Origin of the sequence: Leuconostoc garlicum (assembly GCF_001998805.1) — a bacterium.
Classification (GTDB): Bacteria; Bacillota; Bacilli; order Lactobacillales; family Lactobacillaceae; genus Leuconostoc; species Leuconostoc lactis.
Map to the genome: position 1 here is coordinate 642,721 of NZ_CP016329.1, position 24,909 is coordinate 667,629.

The window sequence follows — 24,909 nt, forward strand, 5'->3', positions numbered from 1 at the left end:
TTTTGGAACAGTAGTCATATAAACCTACCGAAAGCCTGGTGTATCAATGTTTAGCGATGATGATTAAGGTTGCGACACGCGCGGCCGCGTTGCCATGGGCGCGCAAAACACAAGCAGTGTTGTCGGTTTTTAATTGGAGTTAGCTGATTTACAAAATCAACGAGGAGGCACGAAATAATGGCACAAAAGAAGATCCGTATCCGTTTGAAGGCATACGAACACCGCATCTTGGACCAATCAGCAGAAAAAATTGTTGAAACGGCCAAGCGTACGGGCGCAGAAATCGCTGGTCCTATCCCTTTGCCAACTGAACGTACATTGTACACAATTCTACGTTCACCACATAAGCACAAGGATAGCCGCGAACAATTCGAAATGCGCACGCACAAGCGTTTGATCGACATTGTGAACCCTACTGACAAGACAGTTGACGCATTGCGTAAGCTTGAATTGCCATCAGGTGTTGCAATCGAAATCAAGTTGTAATTTTAACGAATACAACTTCGCACCCGTTAGGGTAAAAATAAGTCAAGAAATTATTTAAGGAGATTAGTCATGACTAAAGGTATCTTAGGCCGCAAAGTCGGTATGACTCAGGTTTTCACTGAAACTGGTGAATTGATCGCCGTGACTGTTGTTGAAGCTACGCCAAACGTCGTTTTGCAAGTTAAAACTGTAGAAACAGACGGATATGATGCAGTACAACTCGGTTACCAAGACAAGCGCGCAGTTTTGTCAAACAAACCTGAACAAGGTCACGCTTCAAAAGCAAACACGACCCCTAAGCGCTACGTTCGTGAAATCCGCAATGCGGAAGGCGAATTTAACGCAGGGGATGAAATCAAGGTTGATACATTCGCAGCTGGTGAATACGTCGACGTTACTGGAATCACGAAGGGACATGGCTTCCAAGGTAACATTAAGAAGGATGGCCAATCACGTGGACCAATGGCTCACGGATCTCGTTACCACCGTCGTCCAGGTTCAATGGGTGCTATCATCAACCGTGTCTTCAAGGGTAAGCTTTTGCCTGGACGCATGGGAAACCACAAGCGCACAATGCAAAACGTTGCTATCGTCCACGTTGACGTTGAAAACAACTTGTTGTTGTTGAAGGGTAACGTACCTGGCGCAAACAAGTCACTATTGACAATTAAGTCAACCGTTAAGGTTAACGCAAAGCATCCTGAAGTTAAGATGGCCGGTGTTTCAGCACCTGCTGCCGCAGCTGAAGAAGCTTAATATAAACTATATAGAAAGGAGAACAATCAATCATGACTAAAGTTGCTGTATTAAAGCAAGATGGTAGTCAAGCTGCTGAACTCGAATTGAACGATGCAGTTTTCGCCATCGAACCTAACAACGCCGTTATCACAGATGCAGTTTTGATGCAACGCGCATCAATGCGTCAAGGTACTCATGCTGTCAAGAACCGTTCAGCGGTTTCTGGTGGTGGACGTAAGCCTTGGAAGCAAAAGGGTACTGGTCGTGCACGTGCCGGTTCAATCCGTGAACCACAATTCCGTGGTGGTGGAATCGTCTTCGGACCAACACCTCGTTCATATGCCTACCGTATTAACCGTAAGTCTTACCAATTGGCTTTGAAGTCGGTTTTGTCACAAAAGCTTGCTGACGGTAAGCTGGTTGTTGTTGATGCTTTGTCATTTGAAGCACCAAAGACACAAGACTTCAAGAAGGTTTTGGCTAACTTGTCAGTTGACACAAAGACATTAGTAGTTGTTGATGAAGACAACGAAAACGCAATCTTGTCAGCACGTAACTTGGCTAACGTTCAAGTTATGACAACAAAGGGTATTAACGTACTTGACGTTGTTAATGCAGATAAGCTGGTGATTGTTCAATCATCAATCGAAGAAATCCAAGGAGGTCTTGCCTAATGGATGCACGCGATATTATCCGTCGCCCGATCATTACTGAAGCATCAATGGCGCAAACAGAACGTAAGCGCTATGTCTTCGAAGTCGATGTTCGTGCCACAAAGCCTGAAATCAAGAAGGCAATTGAAGAGATCTTCGACGTTCAAGTATCTGGCTTGAACACAGCTAACGTTCGCGGTAAGAAGAAGCGCCAAGGTCGTTACGTTGGTTACACACGTAAGTTGAAGAAGGCAACCGTAACGTTGTCAAAAGACTCAAAAGATATTCAAATCTTTAACGAAGGTTAATTCTAAATAGGAGGAAAAGACATTGGCTATCAAGAAGTATAAGCCAACCTCTAACGGACGTCGTAACATGACGACTTCAGATTTCGCTGAAATCACGAAGTCAACGCCCGAAAAGAGCTTGTTGGCAAAGAAGTCAAAGACTGGTGCTCGTAATAACTCTGGTCGTATGACAGTGCGCCACCACGCTGGTGGACACAAGCAAGCCTACCGTTTGGTGGACTTCAAGCGTATCAAGGATAACAAGACAGCTACTGTAAAGGCTATCGAATACGATCCAAACCGTACAGCAAACATCGCTTTGCTTGTATATGAAGATGGTATTAAGTCATATATCTTGGCGCCAAAGGGATTGAAGGTTGGCGATAAAGTACAATCTGGTCCTGATGCCGACATTAAGCCCGGCAATGCCTTGCCATTGAGCAATATTCCTGAAGGTACTTTGATTCACAACATCGAATTGAAGCCTGGTAAGGGTGGTCAATTGGCACGTTCTGCTGGAACTTCAGCACAAATCTTGGGTAAGGATGGCAAGTATGTCATCGTTCGTTTGACTTCAGGCGAAGTACGTTTGATCTTGGCAACTAACCGTGCAACAATCGGTGAAGTTGGTAACGCTGAACACTCATTGATTAACTGGGGTAAGGCTGGTCGTAACCGTTGGCGTGGAAAGCGTCCACACGTTCGTGGATCAGTTATGAACCCTAACGATCACCCACACGGTGGTGGTGAAGGTAAAGCACCTGTTGGTCGTCCAAGTCCTATGTCACCATGGGGTAAGAAGACTGCTGGTAAGAAGACTCGCGACAAGAAGAAGGCTTCAACGAAGTTCATCGTTCGCGGTCGTAAGAGTAAGTAAGGGAAAGGAGACAACTAATGGCTCGTAGTTTAAAAAAGGGACCATTTGCGGACCCACACTTGCTTAAGAAGATTGAAGCGCAAGCGGATTCTGAAAAGAAGTCAGTGATCAAGACTTGGTCACGTCGTTCAACAATCTTCCCAAGCTTCATCGGCTTTACAATTGCCGTTTATGATGGTCGCAAGCACGTTCCGGTTTTTGTACAAGAAGACATGGTTGGTCATAAGTTGGGCGAATTCGTACCAACACGTACATTCAAAGGCCACAAGGCTGATGATAAGAAGACCGGTAAAAAATAAAGGAGGAAATTGAAAAATGGCTGAACAAATTACTTCAGCTCGCGCGACAGCCAAGATCGTTCGCGTTGCCCCACGTAAGGCACGCCTAGTTCTTGACACAATTCGTCGTAAGAGCGTTAACGAAGCATACGCAATTTTGAAGTTCCTACCTAACACTTCTACTGAAGATATTTACAAGGTTTTGAACTCAGCAGTTGCTAATGCTGAAAACAACTTCTCATTAGACCGAGAAGATCTTATCGTGAAGGAAGCCTTTGCTAACGAAGGACCTACGCTTAAGCGTTTCCGTCCCCGTGCCAAGGGTTCTGCTTCACCAATCAACAAGCGTACAAGCCACATCACAATTGTGGTTGCTGAGAAGGAGGCAAAGTAATGGGTCAAAAGATTAACCCTACTGGATTCCGTGTCGGCGTTATTCGCGACTGGGATGCAAAGTGGTTTGCTGACAAGGCTGATTATGCTAACCAACTTCACGAAGACTTGCGTATTCGTAAGTACATCGAAAAGAACTTAGCGGATGCCGCAGTTGATCGCGTTGAAATTGAACGTAGCACAAAGTCACGTGTTGACGTATCTATCCACACTGCTAAGCCAGGAATGGTTATCGGTAAGGGTGGTTCAGAAGTTGAAAAGCTTCGTACACAATTGGCTAAGTTGACTGATGTCGATGAAAAGGGACGCTCAAAGCGTGTCTTCATCAACATTGTTGAAATCAAGAAGCCTGACTTGTCAGCACACTTGGTTGGACAACAAATCGCTGGTGATTTGGAACGCCGTGTGGCTTTCCGTCGTGCGATGCGTGGTGCTATCCAACGTGCAACACGTTCAGGTGCTAAGGGTATCAAGGTAATGGTTTCAGGTCGTTTGAACGGTGCAGATATTGCCCGTGTTGAACAATACACTGAAGGTACTGTGCCTTTGCATACTTTGCGCGCTGATATCGATTACTCATGGGACGAAGCAATGACTGCTTACGGTAACTTGGGTATCAAGACTTGGATTTACCGTGGCGATGTTTTGCCACAAAAGAAGAACAGTAAGTAAGGAGGGAAGCGAACATGTTAGTACCAAAGCGTGTTAAATTCCGTCGTGTACACCGTGGCCACATGCGTGGTGAAGCAAAAGGTGGAAAGACGGTAACGTTCGGTGAATTCGGCTTGCAAGCAACAACATCAAGCTGGATTACAAACCGTCAAATTGAAGCTGCCCGTATTGCAATGACACGTTATATGAAGCGTGGTGGTAAGGTTTGGATCAAAATCTTCCCTCACAAGTCATATACATCAAAAGGTGTCGGTGTTCGAATGGGTAACGGTAAGGGTTCACCTGAAGGTTGGGTAGAACCAGTTAAGCGTGGTAAGGTAATGTTTGAAGTTGCAGGTGTTCCTGAAGCAACTGCACGTGAAGCATTGCGTTTGGCACAACACAAGTTGCCTGTACGTACAAAGATTATTGCTCGGGAGGCTGAATAATGGCTAAAGCAAGTGAATTGAAAGAATTGTCACTTGCGGATTTGCAAAAGCGCGAGGCCGAATTCAAGGAAGAATTATTCAACCTACGTTTCCAATTGGCTACTGGCCAACTTGAAAACACGGCGCGTATTGCACAAGTTCGTAAGGACATTGCACGAGTTAAGACAGTTATCCGTGCGCAAGAATTGGCAAACGCCAACAAATAAGACGAAAGGAAGAAGCTGAAAAATGAGTGAAGAACGTAATGCTCGTAAGGTTTACCAAGGCCGCGTTGTTTCAGATAAGATGGACAAGACAATCACTGTCGCTGTTGATACTTATGTGAACCACGCCGTTTACGGTAAGCGTGTTAAGTACACAAAGAAGTTTAAAGCCCATGATGAAAACAATAGCGCTAAGATGAACGATATTGTCCAAATCATGGAAACACGTCCTTTGTCTGCAACTAAGCACTTCCGTTTGGTTAAGATCGTTGAAGAGGCAGTTATTCTTTAATTTGATCGTTATCAAATCGTCGTAATTAATTGCTAACTAAGGAGGAAGAACCATGATTCAACAAGAGAGTCGTTTAAAAGTGGCTGACAACTCTGGCGCACGTGAAATCTTGACGATTAAAGTGCTCGGTGGTTCAGGCCGTAAGTTTGCTGGTGTTGGTGACGTGATCGTTGCCACAGTTAAGCAAGCTATCCCTGGTGGTAACGTAAAGAAGGGTGACGTCGTTAAGGCTGTTATCGTTCGTACTGTTTCAGACGTTCGTCGTGCAGACGGTTCATACATCAACTTTGATGAAAATGCCGCTGTTATCGTAAAGGACGACAAGTCACCAGTTGGTACGCGTATCTTTGGCCCTGTTGCACGTGAATTGCGTGATGCAGACTTTATGCGTATCGTTTCATTGGCACCAGAAGTGCTCTAAAACTGACAAGGAGGAGCCAAATCATGTTTGTAAAAACAGGTGATAAGGTTCGCGTCATTGCCGGCAAAGACAAGGGAAAAGAAGGCACAATCACTAAGACTGTTGCTGCAAAGGACCGCGTTGTTGTCGAAGGCGTGAACATCGTTAAGAAGCATCAAAAGCCTTCTAACGAATACCCACAAGGTGGTGTTATCGATATCGAAGCACCAATCCATGTATCAAACGTGCAATTGCTTGACCCTTCAACTAACGAACCAACTAAGGTTGCGTTCAAGATTGAAGATGGCAAGAAAGTTCGCGTATCTAAAAAGTCTGGTAACGTACTAGGCTAATATTGAAAGGTGAAATCATTTTCATGGCTAACGCATTAAAAGAAAAATATGTTAATGAAGTTCAACCTGCTTTGATCGAAAAGTTTAACTTCTCATCACCAATGCAAGCCCCAAAGATCGAAAAGATCGTTCTTAACATGGGTGTTGGTGATGCGGTGTCAAACTCAAAGAACTTGGATGAAGCGGTTGAAGAATTGAAGTTGATTGCTGGTCAACAACCAGTTATCACAAAGGCAAAGAAGTCAATCGCTGGTTTCCGTTTGCGTGAAGGTATGTCAATCGGAACTAAGGTTACATTGCGTGGTGAACGCATGTATGAATTCTTAGACAAGTTGATCAACATCTCATTGCCTCGTGTCCGTGACTTCCGTGGTGTATCATCAAAGGCCTTCGATGGTCGTGGTAACTACACTTTGGGTGTTCGTGAACAATTGATCTTCCCTGAAATCGATTTTGACCAAGTTAACCGCGTTCGCGGCTTGGACATTGTTGTGGTTACAACAGCTCAAAACGATGAAGAAGGTCGCGCATTGTTGACACTTTTGGGCATGCCATTTGCAAAGTAATTTTGCAAATTAAAAACGTTCGTTACTCTTATAATTAAAAGAGTGACACGTTTTTAACTGTTATTGACTGAAATGGTCTATAATAGTTAAGAGCGTGTCATTTCATTATGTCCGTTCAAAAATAAAAGGAGGATATCGATAGATGTCTATGACTGATCCAATCGCTGATTTGTTAACACGTATTCGTAACGCCAACATGGCACACCGTGACGTTGTTGAAATTCCAGCATCAAAAATTAAAATGAGCATCGTTGAGATCTTGAAATCAGAAGGTTTCGTTCGCGACGTAGAATACATCGAAGATAACAAGCAAGGTGTTATCCGTGTATTTCTTAAGTACGGCGAAGACCGTAACCGTGTGATTACAGGACTTAAGCGTATCTCAAAGCCAGGTTTGCGTAAGTATGCCAAGGCTGATTCATTGCCAAAGGTTTTGAACGGTTTGGGTATTGCGATTATCTCAACTTCTGTTGGTGTGATCACTGACAAAGAAGCACGCGCAAAGCAAATCGGTGGCGAAGTGCTCGCTTACGTTTGGTAATATATCTAAGAAAGGAGACTTACCATGAGCCGTATTGGAAATAAAGTAATTACATTGCCCGCAGATGTTGAAGTATCTCAAGAAGGTACAGTTGTTACTGTTAAGGGACCTAAGGGAACATTGTCACGTGAAATTGCACCGCAAATCACAATGACTGTTGAAGGTTCTGAAGTAACATTCACACGCGCAAGCGATGATAACAAGACAAAAGCTTTGCACGGTACAACACGTGCAAACGTTGCTAACATGGTCGAAGGTGTTTCTACTGGATTCACTAAGACATTGAAGCTTGTCGGTGTTGGTTACCGTGCCGCAAAGTCAGGTTCAAAGTTGACTTTGTCTGTTGGTTACTCACACCCAGTTGACTTTGAAGACCGCGAAGATTTGACAGTTGAAGTACCAGATGCTTTGACAATCAAGATTTCAGGTATTTCAAAGCAAAAAGTCGGCGATTTCGCTGCTGAAATTCGTGCCGTACGTGCCCCAGAACCTTATAAGGGTAAGGGTATTCGTTACGAAGGTGAAGTTGTTCGTCGTAAGGAAGGTAAGACTGGTAAGTAATCAAATCGTCAGATTTTTTAACTTACTCGTATTATTTTCAATTATTAATCACAATAAATTTAACATGGCGTAAGCCATCAAGAAAAGGAAAGCACAGCTATGATTTCAAAACCAGATAAAAACAAGCTCCGCTTAAAGCGCCACAAGCGCGTTCGCGGCAAGATTTCTGGTACTGCTGCTCGCCCACGTTTGAACGTTTTCCGTTCTAATGCAAACATCTACGCGCAATTAATTGATGACGTAGCGGGTGTAACGCTAGCAAGTGCCTCAAGCCATGATGCAGAAGTATCAGGTACAAAGACAGAACAAGCTATTAAAGTTGGTGAATTGATCGCTACACGTGGTAAGGCCGCAGGATTAGAAGAAGTTATCTTCGATCGTGGTGGTTACTTGTACCACGGCCGTGTTCAAGCATTAGCAGAATCAGCCCGTGAAAACGGCTTGAAGTTCTAAGGAAAGGAGGAATAAAAAATGGTTGAATTCGTTAACCCTAAGTCACTTGGTGAATTAGAAGAAAACGTTGTTGCTATTAACCGTGTCACAAAAGTTGTCAAGGGTGGTCGTCGTTTGCGTTTCGCAGCGTTGGTTGTCGTTGGTGATAAGCAAGGCCACGTTGGTTTTGGAACTGGTAAGGCACAAGAAGTTCCTGAAGCTATCCGTAAGGCAATCGAAGATGCTAAGCGTAAGATGATCACTGTACCAACAGTAGGGACAACTATTCCTCACGACGTCCTTGGCGTTTGGGGCGGTGGTAAGATCTTGATCAAGCCAGCCGAAGAAGGTTCTGGTGTTGCTGCCGGTGGTGCTGCACGTTCTGTTATGGAATTAGCAGGTATCGCCGATGTGACTGCAAAGTCACTTGGCTCATCAACACCAGTTAACGTTGTCCGCGCAACTTTTGAAGCTTTGACAAGCTTGAAGGATGCAGAAGAAGTAGCAGCTTTGCGTGGTGTTTCATTGGAACACTTGGCTGAATAAGGAGCGATAAAATGGCTGATTTGAAAATCACTTTGATTAAGAGTGCGGCTCATCGCTTACCAAAGCAACGCGCGATCGTTAAGTCACTTGGACTTGGTCGTGTATCTAGCTCAGTGGTGAAGCCTAACAACGAAGCTACTCGTGGCGCAATTTTCCACATTGCTCACTTGATTAGCGTTGAAGAAGTAAAGTAATAACGATAAAAATAGGAGGTACCGAAAGATGAACTTGAACGAATTACAACCTGCTGCAGGTTCACGCAAGTTGCGTAACCGTGTAGGTCGCGGTACGTCATCAGGAAACGGTAAGACATCTGGACGTGGTCAAAAGGGTCAAAAGGCTCGTGGCAAAGTACGTTTGGGATTCGAAGGTGGTCAAATGCCTTTGTACCGTCGTATTCCAAAGCGTGGATTTACTAACATTTCACGTAAGGAATTTGCTGTGGTTAACTTGGAAAAGTTGAACGCATTCGCAGATGGCACAGAAATCACGCCAGCACTTTTGATTGAAAGCGGTGTTGTTAAAAATCAAAAGTCAGGTATCAAAGTCTTGGCTGTCGGTCAACTTGACAAGAAGTTGACTGTTAAGGCACATAAGTTCTCAGGCGCTGCTAAGGCGGCTATCGAACAAGCCGGTGGAACGACTGAGGTAATTTAATGCTACGCACGTTATTTAATGCAGTACGTGAAAAGGATATTCGCAAAAAGTTAGGGTGGACCTTCCTACTTCTGTTTATTTACAGAATTGGAACGCACATTACTGTGCCTGGTGTTAACCCTGCTGCAATGGCGGATATGGCCAATTCAGGATTAATGAACATTCTGAACATTTTTTCTGGTGGCGGTTTGATGAACTACTCATTGTTCGCAATGGGTGTTTCACCTTACGTGACGGCACAAATTGTTGTGCAACTTTTGCAATTAGATATCGTGCCTCGCTTTGTTGAATGGAGTAAGCAGGGTGAAGTTGGTCGGCGAAAGTTGAACAACGCCACACGTTGGTTAACCCTCGTGCTTGCATTTGTTCAGTCCGTAGGTATTACAGCTGGATTTAATTCACTGACAGCCTACGGACTTGTTAGCCACACAAATGATGTGATGTCATACCTTGTCATTGGCACGGTTATGACCATCGGAACATTTTTTGCCATGTGGCTAGGTGAAATGATTACTGAAAAAGGATTAGGAAACGGTGTTTCCATGATTATCTTTGCTGGAATCATTGCACAAGCACCTTCAGGCATGTATGACATTTTCAAAGAAAATATCTTACAAGCCAACTCAAGTGATTTAGTCAACGGCGTTGTCTTTATGGCTGTGTTGACAGCTGCCATGATCTTGGTCATCGGCATCACAACATGGTTCTATGAAGCCACACGTCGTTTACAAATGCAGTACACACGTTCTGCAACATCATATGGTAGTGAAGCTTATTTACCATTGAAGGTTAACGTCTCTGGCGTTATTCCGGTCATTTTTGCCTCATCATTTATTAGTACACCACAAACGATTTTGTTGGCATTCCAAGGTAAATATGCGTCAGCGCAATGGTATCAAGTTATGCAAGATCTATTTAGCTTGACAACACTACCGGGTGCAATTCTCTACACTGTTTTGATTATCATCTTTACCTACTTCTATGCCTTTGTCCAAGTTAACCCTGAGAAGTTATCAGAAAACTTGCAAAAGCAAGGGGCTTACATCGTCGGTGTACGTCCTGGTAATGAGACAAAGGCTTATGTGTCACAATTACTTTTGAATTTGAGCTTTGTTGGTTCAATCTTCTTAGGTTTTGTGGCCTTGGTACCACTCATTGCCTCAGATGTCTGGGGTTTGAACGAGAAAATTGGACTAGGTGGCACAAGCCTTTTGATTACAATTGGCGTGGCGCTTGATTTGATTCGCCAAATTGATGGCTTGATGCAAAAGAGAAATTATATTGGGTTTATCACAAAAGATCAGTTAGCAAATCGGGAGGCAGCTAATGGCTAAGAATTTGATTTTGTTAGGTTTGCCAGGTGCTGGAAAAGGCACACAAGCAGACCTTATTGTTAAGGATTATCCAACGGTTCACATCTCTACTGGAGATATTTTCCGTGCCAATTTGGCCAATGATACAGAATTGGGAAAGCAAGCACGTGAATATATGGACGCTGGTAACTTGGTCCCTGACGAAATCACAAACGCAATGGTTGCTGATCGTTTGAGTCAAGCAGATGTTCAAGCTGATGGTTTCATGTTAGATGGTTACCCTCGTAATGAAGCGCAAGCGGCATTCTTGGATAAGTATTTAGCGGAAAATGGGACATCAGTCTCTGCAACACTTTATTTTGAAGTTTCTGATTCATTGTTGCGCGAACGTCTTTTGGGACGTGGCCGCGCAGATGATACACCTGAAGTTATTGACAATCGTTTGGCGGTCAATAAAGCAGCGAACTTGCCATTGGTAGATTACTATAAAAAGGCAGGTGTCTTGCACACAATCGATGGCGGACAAGAACTTGCCGAGGTGTATCATGATGTGAAAGCGGTTTTGGACAACTTGTAAGCAAAGTTTCTGAAATCACATTGAGAAGTACTAGCAAATCTGGTATAATTTGATAGGTTAAGCACTTCTCAACAATGTTGAACATTATTAGCACAGGAGGTTAAGTGCATGGCCAACGATGTCATTGAAATCGAAGGTAAAGTGAAAGAAACTTTACCAAATGCGATGTTCCAAGTAGAACTCGAAAATGGCGCAGTTATTTTGGCACACGTTTCAGGTAAAATTCGTAAGAACTTTATCCGAATCTTGCCAGGTGACCGTGTCACAGTCGAAATGTCACCATACGACTTAACGAAAGGTCGTATTACTTATCGTTTCCGTTAAGAAGTGATTTGGAATAATCAGTTAACCGAATAGGAGGAATAGATTATGAAAGTACGCCCATCAGTTAAAAAGATGTGTGATGCTTGCCGCGTTATCAAGCGGAATGGTCGCACAATGATCATTTGCCCAGCTAACCCTAAGCACAAGCAACGTGCTGGAAAGTAATTTTCCAGAACTAGGCAATTTTAAAAAATTATTGTAAATAGACATAACTGTCATTTTCAAAATACTAACAGGAGGTAAATTGTTATGGCTCGTATTGCAGGTATTGATTTGCCACGTGACAAGCGTATTGTCATTGGCTTAACATACATCTACGGAATCGGTAATACTACTGCACAAAAGATTTTGGCTGAAGCAGGCGTTTCAGAAGACGTCCGTGTTCGCGATCTCACAGCAGATCAAGAAGACGCCATCCGTGCAACAGTTGACAAGTTGAACTTGCAACTTGAAGGTGATTTGCGTCGTAAGGTATCACTTGATATCAAAGCGTTGCAAGAAATCGCTTCATACCGTGGCATTCGTCATCGTAAGGGCTTGCCCGTTCGTGGACAAAACACGAAGAACAACGCTCGTACACGTAAAGGCCCAGCTAAGGCAATTGCTGGTAAGAAGAAGTAATCTCTGATTATTTTTTCTGTTGTATCCTAATCGATACGGCACATGATTATCGTAACCATAGTTACGTAATGTTGGTTAAGCAATTAACCCGAGAAATTATATAAAAAGTATTGAAAAGGAGGCAAACATTATGGCAGGTCGTACAACGCGTAAGCGTCGTGTGAAGAAGAATATTGAAACTGGTGTTGCTCACATCCACTCAACATTCAACAACACAATCGTCATGATTACAGATGTTCAAGGTAACGCAGTTGCTTGGTCATCAGCCGGTGCACTTGGCTTCAAGGGAAGCCGTAAGTCAACACCATTCGCTGCTCAAATGGCAGCAGAAGCAGCCGCAAAGAGTGCCATGGAAATGAACATGCGCACTGTTGCAGTTACTGTTAAGGGACCAGGTTCTGGTCGTGAATCAGCAATTCGTGCTTTGGCTGCAGCTGGCCTGGAAGTAACATCAATCAAAGATGTTACACCAGTTCCCCACAACGGATCACGCCCACCAAAGCGTCGTCGTGTTTAATTGATTTTCATTGCTCTTGCTGTGAAAGAAGGGGTAAGAATTACAGATGATTGAATTTGAAAAGCCAAATATTCATAACATCGAAGAGGATGCCCGCTATGGCAAATTTGTTGTAGAGCCTCTTGAACGCGGATATGGTACAACGCTTGGGAACTCTTTGCGTCGTATCTTATTGTCATCGCTTCCGGGCGCAGCCGTTAACACGGTGCAAATTGACGGCGTTGTTCACGAGTTTTCAACCGTGGATGGTGTCGTTGAAGATGTCACACAAATCATCTTGAACCTCAAGAAGGTTGTGTTGGCGATTGATTCGGATGATGAACGCAGCCTTGAAATCGATGTTCAAGGTCCGGCTGAAGTGACTGCTGCAGATTTGCAAGCAGGTGCAGACGTTGAAGTTTTGAACCCTGATTTGCATATCGCTACTGTGGCAGCAGGTAAGTCATTGCATATGACAGTCACGGCAGTTAAAGGTCGTGGTTACTCATCAGCTGACGAGAATAAGCAATTGCGTGAAGAAATGCCGATCGGTGTTTTGGCAGTTGATTCAATTTATACGCCTATCGAACGTGTGAACTACCATGTAGAAAACACACGTGTCGGTGCACGTGATGATTATGATAAGCTCACTTTTGATATTTGGACTAATGGTTCAATCAAGCCTAGTGATGCTTTGAGCCTAGGTGCAAAAATCTTGGCGGAACATTTGAACTTGTTTATGGATATTTCTCCAGTGGCAGCTGAAGCCAATGTTATGGTGGAAGCGGAACCTGTTGCCGTTAGTGCGTCAGATTCTGCGCCAATTGAAGACTTGGACTTATCAGTTCGTTCTTATAATTGTCTCAAACGGGCCGGTATCAACACTATTGTGGAGTTGACAGATCGCACTGAAGCCGACATGATGAAGGTGCGTAATCTCGGTCGGAAATCACTTGACGAAATCCAAGAAAAGCTGACTGAAATGGGCTTAGGATTCCGTAAGGAAGATTAACACATGTCTTTAAACTACTAAAAAGGAGGATTCACCAATGCCATATCGTAAATTGGGTCGTACATCTTCACAACGTAAAGCTTTGTTGCGTGACTTGACTACTGATCTTTTGATCAACGGTCGTATCACGACAACTGAAGCCCGTGCGAAGGAAGTTCGTAAGACAACTGATAAGATGATTACATTAGGTAAGCGTGGTGACTTGGCGGCTCGTCGTCAAGCTGCTGCCTTTGTCCGCAACGAAGTTGCTGACGTGATCGAAGACGGCGACAACGTGAAAGTACAATCAGCTTTGCAAAAGTTGTTTGATGACGTTGCACCTCGCTTTGCTGAACGTAATGGTGGTTACACACGAATTCTCAAGACTGTCCAACGTCGTGGCGATGCCGCTCAATTGGTCATCTTGGAACTTGTTGATTAATTACGTTACATCTAAAAAATACCCCTTGGAATTAAATTCCAAGGGGTATTTTTTAATGATCACGATTAAGTAATAATTGACTTAATTGTTCAAGTTGCGTTTGAATGGTTGGTTCAGGTAAGTTGCCAATTAAGGCTTGTAGTTGTTCAGTGTAGTCTGTGAGTAACGCATTCAGTTTTGCCATCGCGTGACTTTGTGTAATGAGTTCGTGTAAACGAATCATGTCAGCATCGTTAATCAAATCGCGTTGCATGAGTAAGGCACGAATATCATCACGCACAGTGGGATCGGTGAGGGCAAATAAGACTGGGGCCGTGTAGATTCCATTGCGAATATCTTGACCAATGGGTTTACCAAGAGATAATTGTTGGGTAATGGATTCGAAGTCTAAGTAGTCATCCAATAACTGGAAGGTAATCCCCAAATTTTCACCTAACTGACTCACAGTGTCTTGTAGGTCGTCTGCGATGGCTTGACCACTAATCAGTCCAAAGGTCACACTGAGTTTGAACAAGGCCGCTGTTTTGCCTTTGATTTGCGACAAGTAAGTGTCAAAGGTCGCATCCACATTAAAGCGATGATGCTTTTGGACTAATTCACCGAATAAAATGTCTTGTAGGGCTGTTAGTGCAAGTTGGTTGGCTTGTGGTAGGTTTGTTTGTTCAAGTAACGAAAACATACCAGTCAGCAAGTAATCGCCAGCATAGACGGCAGTATCTTTGCCAAAACGACTTTGAATACTTTCATAACCACGACGTAATTTGGATTCATCAATAATGTCATCATGAATTAAAGTTGCCAAGTGTAAGAGTTCGACACTGGCACCGAGCTGAATCGCTTGTTGGTTATAAGGTGTTGTCGTGAGTTTTGAGAAAATAAGGGTTAATGCTGGGCGAACGAGTTTACCGGCATTCAGTTGTGAGCGGATTGCTGTATCAATGTCTTCGAAGCCGATATGCCAGCTGGTTGCCATACGATTTAAAACAGCGACTAATGGTTCGGATAATTCGGGAAATTGTTCCCACATTTTTGGAAGAGTAGGGGTTACCATGTTAAATTTCTCTATTTCTCTCGGCCAACTGAACGCGCAGTATGGCTTATTTTATGTACAAAGTGCGAGAATACACATTCTCGCACTTTTTAATTATAACTTATTTATCTAAATCATCGTAGAGTGACTTTGCTTTACCATACCAAAGGCCACCAAGACCCTTTTGTAGCAATGGCACGACGTAGAAGTCAAGACCGAAGCCACGACCAGCGCCGTTCATCACCGCGATACTTGAGAAGATCAAGAACCAGTGTGTGAGATCAAAGCCATTAGATGCCCAAGCAGCAATGGTCAAAATAATTGACACTAGCGCTAATGGCCAAGTCATCAAACCAACAATCAAACCGGCACCTGTCACAATTTCAATAAAGCTTGCAAGGCCATGTTGCCAGAAGAGGTCGTTGAGCGGCCCAACTTTACCTAGCGCGGCCAGGATCCAGAAGAGACCCAAGAAGATACGCAAAGGTGTTGACCACAAGACGTTACCAAGGCGAGAAACAGCACCACGGAATGGGTTACGACCGTTGGCTGTACGGAAGAATTCGTCCAACATGTAGTGGAAAATTGAATACATTGAACGGATTTGTGAATAGAAGAAAAGGTTGATGCCGTGCTTAGCTAAACTAGCGAAGAAGCCAGAGAAGTTCAAGCCCATCAAGCTGGCAACTGTGTAGTGTGAACCAATTGAAACGGCGTAACCGTGGTAGCTTACCACTTCACCAAATGTCTTTGGCTTAGCAAAACCAAGATCGGCCAAAATGTTGTTTGAGGCAGCGCGGGCAGCACTTTCAGCACCTTCAACAGTTTGTGGAACCGGACCAGTCTTTTCATCAACGTAAGACAATGTGTCACCCACAACATAAATGTCTTCGGCTGGTTGATCATCTTCAAGCGTTGCGTGCATGTAGTCGTCGGCTTCGATACGGGCACCACGACCATACTTGAAGCCCCAGTCAGAGATAAATGACTTAGCTTTCACACCAGCTGTCCAAATGAGGGACTTAGTTGGCAAAGTTGAGCCATCCTTGAAAATCACACCATTTTCGTCAACACCAGTGACCATGGCACCTAGGCGAAGATCAACACCGTTGTCAGTCATGTACTTCAAGGCCTTGTCAGCCAAACGACGGTCTTGTAGCATGTTCAAAATTGTTGGCGCTGCTTCAAGCAATACCAACTTGATTTCAGATTCATCCAACTTGTAAGTGTCAGCCAAGACCTTACGTTGTTCAATGAATTCACCCATCAATTCCGCACCAGTAAAGCCAGAACCAACCACCGCAATGGTCAACATTTGTTCACGCTTAGCTGGATCAAGTTCACCGGCACCTTGACCGATGATGCTTTCAACATGATGACGGATAGCCAATGATTCTTCCATTGACCACAATTCAAAGCCGTGTTCCTTCACACCTGGTGTGCCGAAATCGTTTGATTGACCACCAACGGCCAAAATCAACTTTTCATAGCTCACATCACCGTGAGTTGTTTTAACGATTTTAGCGGCCTTATCGATGCCATTAACTTCGGCTGTCAACAACTTGACATTTTTATTTTGGTAGAAGAGATGTTCCAAGTCTTCTTGCACGTGTTTTGGGGCCACACGCTTTGAAGCCACTTCATGCAACTCAGTCATGTACGTGAAGTAAGAATGCTTATCAATCAAAATGATATTGTATTCTTTGTGTGATTTTAATTTCTTTGACAAAGTTTTTGCTGCGAATACACCACCGAAACCAGCGCCAACGATGACAATGTTTTTTTCTGCCATGACTCTTTTCTTCCTTTTGTGAATTATATAATATTCTTGTGAAATACCTTTTTTATTATAGACCTATTTTCGTTACTTTAAAAGCATTTCGGCCAAAAAACCTTTGTGAAAAAAATAGTGATTATAATAAAGCAGGGGGAAACTCAATATAGTATTCAGGCCCTAACCTATGATAGAATAAGGTCTAATGACGCAAGCAATAGAAATTCACAATTTAAACTATCAATATGACGACGACCAAACATTATTTGATGGGTTCGACTTAACGATTGAAGCTGGACAATGGGTTGCGCTAGTGGGCCATAATGGCTCAGGTAAATCAACGTTAGCGAAGTTGATTTTGGGCTTAATTGAGGCCAATGCCGGTGACATCACTGTTTTTGGTGTGCCATTATCGGCAGAGACGGTGCATGACATTCGTGACCAAATTGGCATGGTCTTTCAGAACCCTGATAACCAATTTGTTGGCGCAACGGTTGCCGATGATGTGGCCTTTGGCTTGGAAAATCAACAGTTACCCAGTGCTGATATGCCAAAGCGAATTGATGACGCATTGACGGTCGTTGGGATGCAAGGATTTAAAGATCGCGAACCCCACACGCTTTCTGGTGGTCAAAAGCAACGGGTCGCCTTAGCCAGTGTACTGGCATTAACACCTAAAATTATTATTTTAGATGAGGCGACGGCTATGCTTGATCCAGATGGTCGTGAGACCGTGATGGCAACCTTACAGGACCTCAAGGTCCGTTTTGGTGATGCGTTAACGTTGATTACGATTACACATGATATGGATGAAGCGGCACTAGCTGATCGTGTTGTGGTGATTAATGACGGGCAGCTCATCCTTGACGGCACGCCAGAAGCGGTCTTTAGTCAACGACAGGTGATGCATGATAATGGGTTAGAATTACCTTTTGCAGGTGAGTTAGCGGCACAATTGACGCCAACACCTGAACAGTATTTAGATGAGAGAGAATTGATTCAGTGGCTATCACGTTCGAAAAAGTAAATTTTAGTTATGGTGCCGGCACAACCCTGGCCCAAGCTATTTTGCATGATGTCACCGTGACCATGCCAACCGGCCAAGTGACCGCAATTGTTGGCCAAACCGGCTCAGGGAAATCAACCCTTGTGCAGCACATTAACGGCTTGTTGAAGCCAACTGAGGGCCGAGTGTTGATTGATGGGTTTGAACTCACGCCACGGACAAAAGAAAAGCAACTGATGCAACTGCGGAAAAAAGTGGGCATTGTCTTCCAATTTCCAGAGAATCAGTTGTTTGCCAATACCGTGTTGGCGGATGTGATGTATGCCCCGTTAAACTTTGGGGCCGATCAGGCGACAGCCAAGGCCGCTGCTGAAGCGGCTTTGCGTCGTGTTGGTGTCGATGAATCACTTTGGGAAAAGTCACCCTTTGAGCTTTCTGGTGGGCAAATGCGTCGTGTTGCTATGGCCGGGACGTTGGCAAGTGATCCGAGTGTGGTGGTGTTAGATGAACCTGCTGCGGGCTTAGATCCTAAAGGGCAAGCAGAACTGTTGCAATTGGTATTAGAGTTGAAGAACCTGGGCAAAACGGTGATCTTTATTTCGCACCATATGGATCATGTGGTGGCGGTGGCAGATCAGGTCGTTGTCATGCACAATGGTCAAGTCGTGGCCAACGAAACGCCGGCGCAACTATTTAATCGCGATATGGCATGGTTTAAAACCATGAAGTTAGATCTACCAAAAGCAGGGCAATTTACGGAAAAGTTAAAGGCAGCTGGGGTCGTGTTGCCAGAGCGACCACTAACATTGCCGAGCTTAGCCACAGCGATTAATGCGGAGGTCGGCCATGAATAACATTATGATCGGCCGTTTTGTGCCAGGAGATTCCTTTATTCATCGCCTCGATCCACGGACTAAAATGATTGGGACGTTTGTCTATATTTTGGTGTTACTGTGGGCCAATAGTTGGGCGACGTATGCTTGGGCAGCGATCTTTGTCTTAGGTTTGATCCGCTTAACGGGTCAGCCGTTTAAGCTATATTGGGATGGGTTAAAACCGATTTTTTGGCTGATTTTATTTACAGTCATCTTGCAGTTAATATTTACGCCAGGAACGCCCGTCCTTTACCAGTTGGGGCCGGTTAAAATCACGACCCCAGGATTAATTAATGCGGTTTATGTGATGCTGCGGTTTATCCTCATCATCTTGATGTCAACAATTTTAACATTGACGACACCGCCAACCAGTATTGCAAATGCCTTGGAAATGCTGTTAGGGCCGTTAAAAAAGCTGCGGGTGCCGGTTGCGGAGTTAGCGTTGATGTTGTCCATTGCGCTGCGATTTGTCCCGCTATTAATGGATGAAACCCAAAAAATCATGAACGCCCAAAAGTCACGTGGGATGAGCTTTTCTACGGGTGGACCGATTAAACGGGCCAAGGCGATTATTCCCTTGCTGATTCCGTTGTTTGTCGGGGCGCTACAACGCGCCTTGGACTTAGCCAATGCGATGGAAGTGCGTGGGTTTAAAGACGCTGTGCAACGGACAAAATACCGTGTGTTGCATTATGGGCACAATGACATGTTGGCTTTTGTGGGCTTAGGTGTTTTTGTGGTGATTTTTGCGATTGTGAACCTATATTTGTAAGCTAACGCGTCAAACGTTATGAGAGAGTGGGGAATTATGCCACGATATAAAGCAGTCGTCGCTTATGACGGCTCAGAATTTTTCGGATTTCAAGTCCAAACAAAAAACGGCGTGGAACGCCAACGGACAGTGCAGGGTGAACTTAGCCGCGCTGTGAATCAAATGGCCAAGTTGCCAACGCCCGCTATTAAAGTCGTGGGCGCTTCACGGACGGATACAGGGGTGCATGCTTTTGGCCAAGTGGTCCATTTTGATTTACCATTTGACATCCAACCGGAAGGGGTTCGCAAGGGTCTTAATACCTTACTACCCCGCGATATTATGATCAAACAGGTGGAAAAAGTGGCGGATGACTTCCATGCCCGCTTTAACACGCATGCGAAACGCTATATCTACCGTGTTTCGACCCAAGACTTTACTGATCCCTTTAAGCGCCGTTATACAGGCCATTTCCACTGGCGTTTAGATGTTGCACGGATTCAAGAAGCGTTGCCTGATTTGCTTGGGGAACATGATTTTGCCAGCTTTGCGGCTTCGGGGAATCAAACGGCGACGACCGTGCGGACCATTACGCGTGCGGATGTCGAAGTGAAACCAGATGAACAAGAGTTAATGTTCACGTTTGAAGGGAATGCCTTTCTATATAACCAGATTCGGATTATGGTTGGGGTGTTGCTGGAAATTGGGAACGGTCGGCGTGACGTGCATGATATCGTCCGCTTAATTGCCGTGAAAGATCGTGAACAAGCCCGCTTTACCGCCCCAGCCAGTGGGTTGTATCTGGATGAAATTTATTATGATGAACCAGTGATGGATAAATGATAAACAGTTGGGGATGGCGTGTTTAAGAAGTGGTTGTCGCGGAAGGAATTTGGCGACAAGCATTGACAATACGGATTATTTTAGGTAAGATAATACACGGTATTGTTTACCTCACGATAAGCCCCGGAAACTTATTGTAATTGCGTGGCAAGGAACGGCCGCGTTTGTAAACAACTAATCAAAGGAGCGCACACATGCGTACAACATTTTTAGCAAAACCAGGTGAAATCGAAAAGAAGTGGTATATTATTGATGCCAAGGACGTCGTTTTGGGACGTTTGTCAACAGTAGTTGCTTCAATTTTGCGTGGTAAGAACAAGCCAACGTTTACACCAAACGTTGACATGGGTGACCATGTAATCATCATCAATGCAGGCGAAGTTAAGTTGACTGGTAAGAAGGCCACTGATAAGGTTTATTACCACCACTCAAATCACCCAGGTGGTTTGAAGGCTCGCACAGCTGGAAACTATCGTGAATTCAACCCTGAAAAGTTGCTTGAATTGTCAATCCACGGTATGTTGCCAAAGAACACTTTGGGTCGTAAGCAAGGCTTGAACTTGCACGTGTATGCTGGTGCAGAACATGCCCACGCCGCACAAAAGCCTGAAGTACTTGACATCAACAAGTTAGTTTAAGAAAGGAGAATCTAAATTATGGCTACAGCAGTACAATATGCCGGCACAGGTCGTCGTAAGAACTCAGTTGCTCGTGTGCGTTTGGTTCCAGGTAATGGCCAAATCACAATGAACGGCAAGTCAATCGAAGAATATATTCCTTTCGCTAACTTGCGTGAAGTTGTTTTGCAACCATTTAACGTTACTGAAACATTGGGAAACTACGATGTTTTGGTTAACGTCGTTGGTGGTGGATATTCTGGTCAAGCTGGTGCAACACGTCACGGTATCGCCCGTGCCTTGTTGACAGTAGATCCTGATTTCCGTGAAGCATTGAAGGCAGCAGGTTTGTTGACTCGTGACTCACGTATGAAGGAACGTAAGAAGCCAGGTTTGAAGAAGGCTCGTAAGGCTTCACAATTCTCAAAGCGTTAATCTTCTTTTTCCCACAACGGTTGTTGCTAATATATGGTGGCAATTGGTGGTATCGATCATTAATGTTAGAGCAAATCTAGCAATTTTAAAAGCATCAGCAGTTTGCTGATGCTTTTTTTGTGTTGTTTATTGATAGTAAGCGGTTTAGTGGTGTGAATATTGGGCAACATCATGATGCAGATAATATGTAAATGTCTATGATAGTAAGATTTTTATTGTCTATGTATTATAATCTAAACAAGTATAAATAAGTTTAAATATCAGTAATACAGAGGAATTAGTATGACAAGAATAAATACGATTCAAAATGCAATAAAACAAATGAATGGTGGCGAGTTCCACAAACTGGCTGATGATGCTCAGAAGTCAATAAATTGGACTATTTTTATTCAGTTAATTAAGCAACATTTGAGATACGATTACTATTATAAAAATTGATATACCAACCAATGGCTGCTTGGACTTCAGTTAATGTTTGGTATGCCTTCAAATAAACCTCTTCACGCTTCAATATTGAATGAAACGCTTCCATACGGCCATTATCGTACGGATGGCCTTTGAGTGAATATGAATGTATCAAGCCATAATTTTGGCATTTAATATTAAACTCAGCACTCGGGTATTGTGACCCCATATCTGAATGAATAATGAGTGGCTTTCGATGCTTATCTAACGCCATCTGTAAGGCACTTGTGGCTAGCTCGGCTGTCATTGTATCGCCAATTTTATAGCCCAATACTTTTCTCTTCTCAGGATCCAAAACGGTCGCTAAATAGACCCATCTGTGATTAGTCAACTGAATATAAGTGATATCTGTTTGCCAGACACCGCTCAAATCATGCAAGTGTCTAATCAGATTGGGTTTTTGATCAACCGTCACAACAGTTTTGGGTTTGCGATAATGTTTTTGCATGCGGGATTTAATCCCTAATTCACGCATCAATTTGAGTGTCATATATTCAGATATTTTTGGACAGTCATTGTTTAGGTGACTATAAGCAGCAATACGACGATAACCATAAAATTTAAAGGTTTTCCAAATGTCTAAAATATAAGGTTTCAGGGATTCTCTACGCTTTTCTTGTCGACTGGGTTGCCAATGGCGCCAGTTGTAATAGGTACTAGGTTTGATTTTAAGTGCACTTAAAATACGCACAAGCGCGTAGCCTTGTGCTAAAAATTGATTAACTAGCGGCAATCCCACATTACGGACTATTTTTTGGCTAGTAAGATGGCCGCTCAATGCCTGTCAGGCTATGCGTGATAAAATTTCGTTTTCTTCCTCCAAAATAGCGAGGCGTTTCTCTAGTTGCTTGACGTCTTTTAAAGTCTTTGACTGACCCTTGATCATGATTGGGGTAGCTTGTTTAACCCAAATAGCAATAGAATCTTTTGATGGTCCAAATTCTTCTGCTAATGATTTGAGTGAACGGCCTTCTTGGTGAAGTTTAACCAATGAATCTTTGAAATCTTGTGAATAACGAATTGACATAAAAATACTCCTATACTTTCATTTTACGGACTGAATAAAAATAGTCCATTTTTTTAGTATAAGAGCAAGAAGAAACGCCAACGATAAAATATGTACCAGTGCGAATTACTGAGGTGTACAAAGAGTTGGTAGAAGAGATCGAGAATTAATCAGAGAGAAATTAATTATAGTACAGAATTTTTATTATTTTTCTCAACGCCTGAGTGATGACACAAAAACGAATAGATGTTTGATAATATATGTTGATTACGAACAATTGATCTGCTTCAGATGTCTGTCATTTTAATGAGTTCAAATACAAGATATACAATTAAAAGGGGTAACTAATGGATAAACTATTAACGTTTATTTTGATAATTGCCGCGCCGTTCATCGTGATTGGCATTGTCTATTTATTTGGATGGCTTCTGACTGGTCTTATCATGCTGTTTGGTGTAAGCTATGCAAGCGCAAGGCTTGTGGGCATTGCTTTAGCAGTGTTGATCAGTTTTGTTTTTATCGGTTATCAGGGACTTAAGTAAAGCGCCTTGTGTACCAGCAAAATAAGCACACAGCCAAATATAAAAGCCCCTTACACGCTAATCCGTGTGAGGGACTTTTTTACTAGACAATATAATCCACGTACAACTTGCGTTCTAACTCGGACAATTCAACGGTAATCAATGTACCGGTCTCATCATAGTCTTCTTTGCTAAAGGTATGCTTAGCGGCAAGCTTGGCTTGCACAGCGCCTTGGTCAAAGGGAATGTGGAGCGTGACTTCTTGGACGTCGTTGAAGATTTGCTTCTTGATTAAGTCAATTAATGCATCTTGTGAGGCTGGGTCTAGGGCGGAGATGGTGATCGTGTTTTCACCAGACACATCAGGGTAGACGAGTTCCGTGCGATCGGCCTTGTTATAGACGGTGATCATCGGCACATCGGTCACGCCGACTTCGGCTAAGGTCTTTTCCGTGGTAGCCATCATGTCTTTGTAGTGTTCATCTGACACATCAACAATTTGCAACAGCAAATCAGCGTTCGCAGCTTCTTGCAAGGTTGATTTAAAGGCGGACACCAGATTGTGTGGTAACTTTGAAACGAACCCAACCGTATCACTCAGTAAGAACTGTTTCTTATCTGGTAAAGTCAATTGGCGAACGGTCGTCGTTAACGTGGCAAACAACATGTCTTTTTCAAAGACTTGCTTGGTGTCATCCGTATCCGCACCCACACCAAAGCGAGCGAGCAGGCGGTTCATCAACGTGGACTTACCAGCGTTGGTATAACCCACCAACGCCACATTGGCCAATTCGTTGGTTGTCCGCTTAGCCGAACGTGTTGACGTCCCTTTGGATAACTCGGCGAGTTCCTGGCGAATACGGACCATTTGTGACGTGATGCGACGGCGTGATTCTTCGAGCTTTGTTTCACCCGAACCACGTGATGTAAATCCACCGCCACCAGCACCAGTTTGCTGATCAAGGCTCACAGACATACTTGTCCGCAAGCGGGGGAGTTGATACTGCAAGCGGGCCAGTTGGACTTGTAGCTTGGCTTCCTTAGTTTGGGCGCGTTGGGCGAAAATATCTAAAATCAGCCCCGTGCGATCCAACACTGTTGTGTTGGTTAACTTTTCTAAGTTGCGAATTTGGGATGGGGATAACTCATCGTTGGCGACGATCATATCCACTTCGTAAGTCTTGGCGGCTTCCGCCAATTCTTCCACTTTTCCCTTACCAAAGTAAGTAGCAGGGTTTGGTCGTTCCAGCTTTTGGGTGAACGTTTCCACTGGTACCAAATTATTGGCTTTTGCCAGATTGGCAAGCTCTTCGAGTTCATAGGTTAAATTCGCTTGGCTCGTTGTGAGGCCAACCAGAAAGACTTTGCGGGGGTCTTGGGCGTTAATGTGTTGTTCTGTCATAAAAAAATACCTCCAGAGAATAGCGAGACTGGGGGCATTTTACGTGTCGAGGGCAAA

Annotated in this window: 40 protein-coding genes; 35 read left to right on the forward strand and 5 right to left on the reverse strand. The window is 43.8% G+C overall.

All coding sequences use genetic code 11. The annotated features are described in order from the left end of the window. The first annotated feature begins 177 nt into the window (after nt 1-177). The 28 genes from rpsJ to rplQ all read left to right on the forward strand — a co-directional run bounded on the left by rpsJ (nt 178) and on the right by rplQ (nt 14,127). Nucleotides 178-486, forward strand: a complete 309-nt coding sequence (gene rpsJ, locus A9176_RS03280) for a 30S ribosomal protein S10 (protein ID WP_002816040.1) — start codon at nt 178-180, stop codon at nt 484-486. A 69-nt stretch (nt 487-555) separates the two neighbouring features. Further along, the gene (gene rplC, locus A9176_RS03285) at nt 556-1,242 is read left to right on the forward strand and encodes a 50S ribosomal protein L3 (RefSeq protein WP_009999868.1); all 687 of its coding nucleotides are present in this window, start codon (nt 556-558) and stop codon (nt 1,240-1,242) included. A 32-nt stretch (nt 1,243-1,274) separates the two neighbouring features. Next, nucleotides 1,275-1,898, forward strand: a complete 624-nt coding sequence (rplD, locus tag A9176_RS03290; RefSeq protein ID WP_009999867.1) for a 50S ribosomal protein L4 — start codon at nt 1,275-1,277, stop codon at nt 1,896-1,898. Beyond that, nucleotides 1,898-2,185 (forward strand): 50S ribosomal protein L23, encoded by a 288-nt coding sequence (gene rplW / locus A9176_RS03295; protein ID WP_009999866.1) that lies wholly within the window; start codon nt 1,898-1,900, stop codon nt 2,183-2,185. Before rplD ends, rplW begins: the two co-directional genes overlap by 1 nt. A 22-nt stretch (nt 2,186-2,207) precedes the next feature. Next, a complete protein-coding gene (gene rplB, locus A9176_RS03300) occupies nt 2,208-3,041 on the forward strand; it encodes a 50S ribosomal protein L2 (RefSeq protein WP_009999865.1) in 834 nt (277 codons plus the stop codon). Between the two features lie 17 nt (nt 3,042-3,058). Beyond that, nucleotides 3,059-3,340, forward strand: coding sequence for a 30S ribosomal protein S19 (gene rpsS, locus A9176_RS03305; RefSeq protein ID WP_004899458.1), 282 nt, complete (start codon nt 3,059-3,061; stop codon nt 3,338-3,340). 16 nt (nt 3,341-3,356) lie between these two features. Next, on the forward strand, nt 3,357-3,713 hold the full coding sequence (gene rplV / locus A9176_RS03310; RefSeq protein ID WP_004899456.1) for a 50S ribosomal protein L22: 357 nt from the start codon (nt 3,357-3,359) through the stop codon (nt 3,711-3,713). Next, complete coding sequence (rpsC, locus tag A9176_RS03315) at nt 3,713-4,384, forward strand: 30S ribosomal protein S3 (protein WP_009999864.1); 672 nt, start codon at nt 3,713-3,715, stop codon at nt 4,382-4,384. The genes rplV and rpsC overlap by 1 nt, the downstream gene beginning before the upstream one ends. A gap of 14 nt (nt 4,385-4,398) precedes the next feature. Continuing rightward, a complete protein-coding gene (gene rplP, locus A9176_RS03320; RefSeq protein ID WP_009999861.1) occupies nt 4,399-4,812 on the forward strand; it encodes a 50S ribosomal protein L16 in 414 nt (137 codons plus the stop codon). Continuing rightward, entirely contained in the window at nt 4,812-5,018 is a 207-nt protein-coding gene (rpmC, locus tag A9176_RS03325) for a 50S ribosomal protein L29 (RefSeq protein ID WP_002816028.1), read from the forward strand. The genes rplP and rpmC overlap by 1 nt, the downstream gene beginning before the upstream one ends. Before the next feature lie 22 nt (nt 5,019-5,040). Continuing rightward, entirely contained in the window at nt 5,041-5,307 is a 267-nt protein-coding gene (gene rpsQ, locus A9176_RS03330) for a 30S ribosomal protein S17 (protein ID WP_009999860.1), read from the forward strand. Between the two features lie 52 nt (nt 5,308-5,359). Further along, complete coding sequence (rplN, locus tag A9176_RS03335) at nt 5,360-5,728, forward strand: 50S ribosomal protein L14 (protein ID WP_009999859.1); 369 nt, start codon at nt 5,360-5,362, stop codon at nt 5,726-5,728. A gap of 23 nt (nt 5,729-5,751) precedes the next feature. After that, on the forward strand, nt 5,752-6,060 hold the full coding sequence (gene rplX, locus A9176_RS03340; protein ID WP_009999857.1) for a 50S ribosomal protein L24: 309 nt from the start codon (nt 5,752-5,754) through the stop codon (nt 6,058-6,060). Nucleotides 6,061-6,083: 23 nt separating this feature from the next. Beyond that, nucleotides 6,084-6,626 carry a 50S ribosomal protein L5 gene (rplE, locus tag A9176_RS03345; RefSeq protein WP_009999856.1) on the forward strand — a complete coding sequence of 181 codons (543 nt, stop codon included), beginning with the start codon at nt 6,084-6,086 and terminating at the stop codon, nt 6,624-6,626. A 142-nt stretch (nt 6,627-6,768) separates the two neighbouring features. Then, the gene (gene rpsH / locus A9176_RS03350; RefSeq protein WP_009999855.1) at nt 6,769-7,167 is read left to right on the forward strand and encodes a 30S ribosomal protein S8; all 399 of its coding nucleotides are present in this window, start codon (nt 6,769-6,771) and stop codon (nt 7,165-7,167) included. Between the two features lie 24 nt (nt 7,168-7,191). Then, nucleotides 7,192-7,728 (forward strand): 50S ribosomal protein L6, encoded by a 537-nt coding sequence (gene rplF, locus A9176_RS03355; RefSeq protein ID WP_009999854.1) that lies wholly within the window; start codon nt 7,192-7,194, stop codon nt 7,726-7,728. 99 nt (nt 7,729-7,827) lie between these two features. Further along, nucleotides 7,828-8,181: a 50S ribosomal protein L18 gene (rplR, locus tag A9176_RS03360; RefSeq protein WP_009999853.1), complete on the forward strand. Its 354-nt coding sequence runs from the start codon at nt 7,828-7,830 to the stop codon at nt 8,179-8,181. Between the two features lie 18 nt (nt 8,182-8,199). Further along, nucleotides 8,200-8,706 carry a 30S ribosomal protein S5 gene (rpsE, locus tag A9176_RS03365; protein WP_009999850.1) on the forward strand — a complete coding sequence of 169 codons (507 nt, stop codon included), beginning with the start codon at nt 8,200-8,202 and terminating at the stop codon, nt 8,704-8,706. Nucleotides 8,707-8,717: 11 nt separating this feature from the next. Further along, entirely contained in the window at nt 8,718-8,900 is a 183-nt protein-coding gene (gene rpmD / locus A9176_RS03370; protein ID WP_029509449.1) for a 50S ribosomal protein L30, read from the forward strand. A 28-nt stretch (nt 8,901-8,928) separates the two neighbouring features. Continuing rightward, on the forward strand, nt 8,929-9,363 hold the full coding sequence (gene rplO, locus A9176_RS03375; RefSeq protein ID WP_009999848.1) for a 50S ribosomal protein L15: 435 nt from the start codon (nt 8,929-8,931) through the stop codon (nt 9,361-9,363). After that, the gene (secY, locus tag A9176_RS03380) at nt 9,363-10,697 is read left to right on the forward strand and encodes a preprotein translocase subunit SecY (protein ID WP_077282116.1); all 1,335 of its coding nucleotides are present in this window, start codon (nt 9,363-9,365) and stop codon (nt 10,695-10,697) included. Before rplO ends, secY begins: the two co-directional genes overlap by 1 nt. Beyond that, nucleotides 10,690-11,253, forward strand: coding sequence for an adenylate kinase (locus tag A9176_RS03385; RefSeq protein ID WP_077282117.1), 564 nt, complete (start codon nt 10,690-10,692; stop codon nt 11,251-11,253). The genes secY and A9176_RS03385 overlap by 8 nt, the downstream gene beginning before the upstream one ends. A gap of 108 nt (nt 11,254-11,361) precedes the next feature. After that, on the forward strand, nt 11,362-11,577 hold the full coding sequence (gene infA, locus A9176_RS03390; RefSeq protein ID WP_002816015.1) for a translation initiation factor IF-1: 216 nt from the start codon (nt 11,362-11,364) through the stop codon (nt 11,575-11,577). A 45-nt stretch (nt 11,578-11,622) separates the two neighbouring features. Continuing rightward, nucleotides 11,623-11,742 (forward strand): 50S ribosomal protein L36, encoded by a 120-nt coding sequence (gene rpmJ / locus A9176_RS03395; RefSeq protein WP_009999832.1) that lies wholly within the window; start codon nt 11,623-11,625, stop codon nt 11,740-11,742. 84 nt (nt 11,743-11,826) lie between these two features. Further along, entirely contained in the window at nt 11,827-12,198 is a 372-nt protein-coding gene (rpsM, locus tag A9176_RS03400; RefSeq protein WP_009999831.1) for a 30S ribosomal protein S13, read from the forward strand. A 130-nt stretch (nt 12,199-12,328) separates the two neighbouring features. Beyond that, nucleotides 12,329-12,715, forward strand: a complete 387-nt coding sequence (rpsK, locus tag A9176_RS03405) for a 30S ribosomal protein S11 (protein WP_009999830.1) — start codon at nt 12,329-12,331, stop codon at nt 12,713-12,715. Nucleotides 12,716-12,761: 46 nt separating this feature from the next. Then, a complete protein-coding gene (locus A9176_RS03410; RefSeq protein WP_009999829.1) occupies nt 12,762-13,706 on the forward strand; it encodes a DNA-directed RNA polymerase subunit alpha in 945 nt (314 codons plus the stop codon). A gap of 37 nt (nt 13,707-13,743) precedes the next feature. Beyond that, nucleotides 13,744-14,127 (forward strand): 50S ribosomal protein L17, encoded by a 384-nt coding sequence (rplQ, locus tag A9176_RS03415; RefSeq protein ID WP_009999828.1) that lies wholly within the window; start codon nt 13,744-13,746, stop codon nt 14,125-14,127. Between the two features lie 52 nt (nt 14,128-14,179). Here rplQ and A9176_RS03420 read toward each other — a convergent pair whose 3' ends face one another. Next, entirely contained in the window at nt 14,180-15,178 is a 999-nt protein-coding gene (locus A9176_RS03420) for a polyprenyl synthetase family protein (RefSeq protein WP_068851516.1), read from the reverse strand. Between the two features lie 100 nt (nt 15,179-15,278). After that, on the reverse strand, nt 15,279-16,949 hold the full coding sequence (locus A9176_RS03425) for an FAD-dependent oxidoreductase (protein ID WP_077282118.1): 1,671 nt from the start codon (nt 16,947-16,949) through the stop codon (nt 15,279-15,281). Nucleotides 16,950-17,136: 187 nt separating this feature from the next. Here A9176_RS03425 and A9176_RS03430 point away from each other — a divergent pair, with 187 nt between their 5' ends. From A9176_RS03430 to rpsI, 6 genes are all read left to right on the forward strand, one after another. After that, nucleotides 17,137-17,958 carry an energy-coupling factor transporter ATPase gene (locus A9176_RS03430; protein WP_068851522.1) on the forward strand — a complete coding sequence of 274 codons (822 nt, stop codon included), beginning with the start codon at nt 17,137-17,139 and terminating at the stop codon, nt 17,956-17,958. Then, on the forward strand, nt 17,934-18,791 hold the full coding sequence (locus tag A9176_RS03435; protein WP_068851526.1) for an energy-coupling factor transporter ATPase: 858 nt from the start codon (nt 17,934-17,936) through the stop codon (nt 18,789-18,791). The genes A9176_RS03430 and A9176_RS03435 overlap by 25 nt, the downstream gene beginning before the upstream one ends. Next, nucleotides 18,784-19,584: an energy-coupling factor transporter transmembrane component T family protein gene (locus tag A9176_RS03440; RefSeq protein ID WP_068851529.1), complete on the forward strand. Its 801-nt coding sequence runs from the start codon at nt 18,784-18,786 to the stop codon at nt 19,582-19,584. The genes A9176_RS03435 and A9176_RS03440 overlap by 8 nt, the downstream gene beginning before the upstream one ends. Nucleotides 19,585-19,620: 36 nt before the next feature. Then, nucleotides 19,621-20,406, forward strand: coding sequence for a tRNA pseudouridine(38-40) synthase TruA (gene truA, locus A9176_RS03445; RefSeq protein ID WP_077282119.1), 786 nt, complete (start codon nt 19,621-19,623; stop codon nt 20,404-20,406). 194 nt (nt 20,407-20,600) lie between these two features. Beyond that, a complete protein-coding gene (gene rplM, locus A9176_RS03450) occupies nt 20,601-21,044 on the forward strand; it encodes a 50S ribosomal protein L13 (RefSeq protein ID WP_009999818.1) in 444 nt (147 codons plus the stop codon). 18 nt (nt 21,045-21,062) lie between these two features. Then, complete coding sequence (rpsI, locus tag A9176_RS03455) at nt 21,063-21,458, forward strand: 30S ribosomal protein S9 (RefSeq protein WP_009999817.1); 396 nt, start codon at nt 21,063-21,065, stop codon at nt 21,456-21,458. A 397-nt stretch (nt 21,459-21,855) separates the two neighbouring features. On the opposite strand, the gene A9176_RS03460 is transcribed toward rpsI, so the two are convergent. Both A9176_RS03460 and A9176_RS03465 read right to left on the reverse strand, forming a co-directional pair. Then, nucleotides 21,856-22,662, reverse strand: coding sequence for an IS3 family transposase (locus tag A9176_RS03460; protein ID WP_198150937.1), 807 nt, complete (start codon nt 22,660-22,662; stop codon nt 21,856-21,858). Nucleotides 22,663-22,707: 45 nt separating this feature from the next. After that, nucleotides 22,708-22,950: a transposase gene (locus A9176_RS03465; protein ID WP_004912700.1), complete on the reverse strand. Its 243-nt coding sequence runs from the start codon at nt 22,948-22,950 to the stop codon at nt 22,708-22,710. A gap of 326 nt (nt 22,951-23,276) precedes the next feature. Here A9176_RS03465 and A9176_RS03470 point away from each other — a divergent pair, with 326 nt between their 5' ends. Next, nucleotides 23,277-23,471 (forward strand): hypothetical protein, encoded by a 195-nt coding sequence (locus A9176_RS03470; protein WP_077282121.1) that lies wholly within the window; start codon nt 23,277-23,279, stop codon nt 23,469-23,471. 82 nt (nt 23,472-23,553) lie between these two features. On the opposite strand, the gene hflX is transcribed toward A9176_RS03470, so the two are convergent. Then, on the reverse strand, nt 23,554-24,852 hold the full coding sequence (gene hflX, locus A9176_RS03475) for a GTPase HflX (protein WP_077282122.1): 1,299 nt from the start codon (nt 24,850-24,852) through the stop codon (nt 23,554-23,556). Between the last annotated feature and the right edge of the window lie 57 nt (nt 24,853-24,909).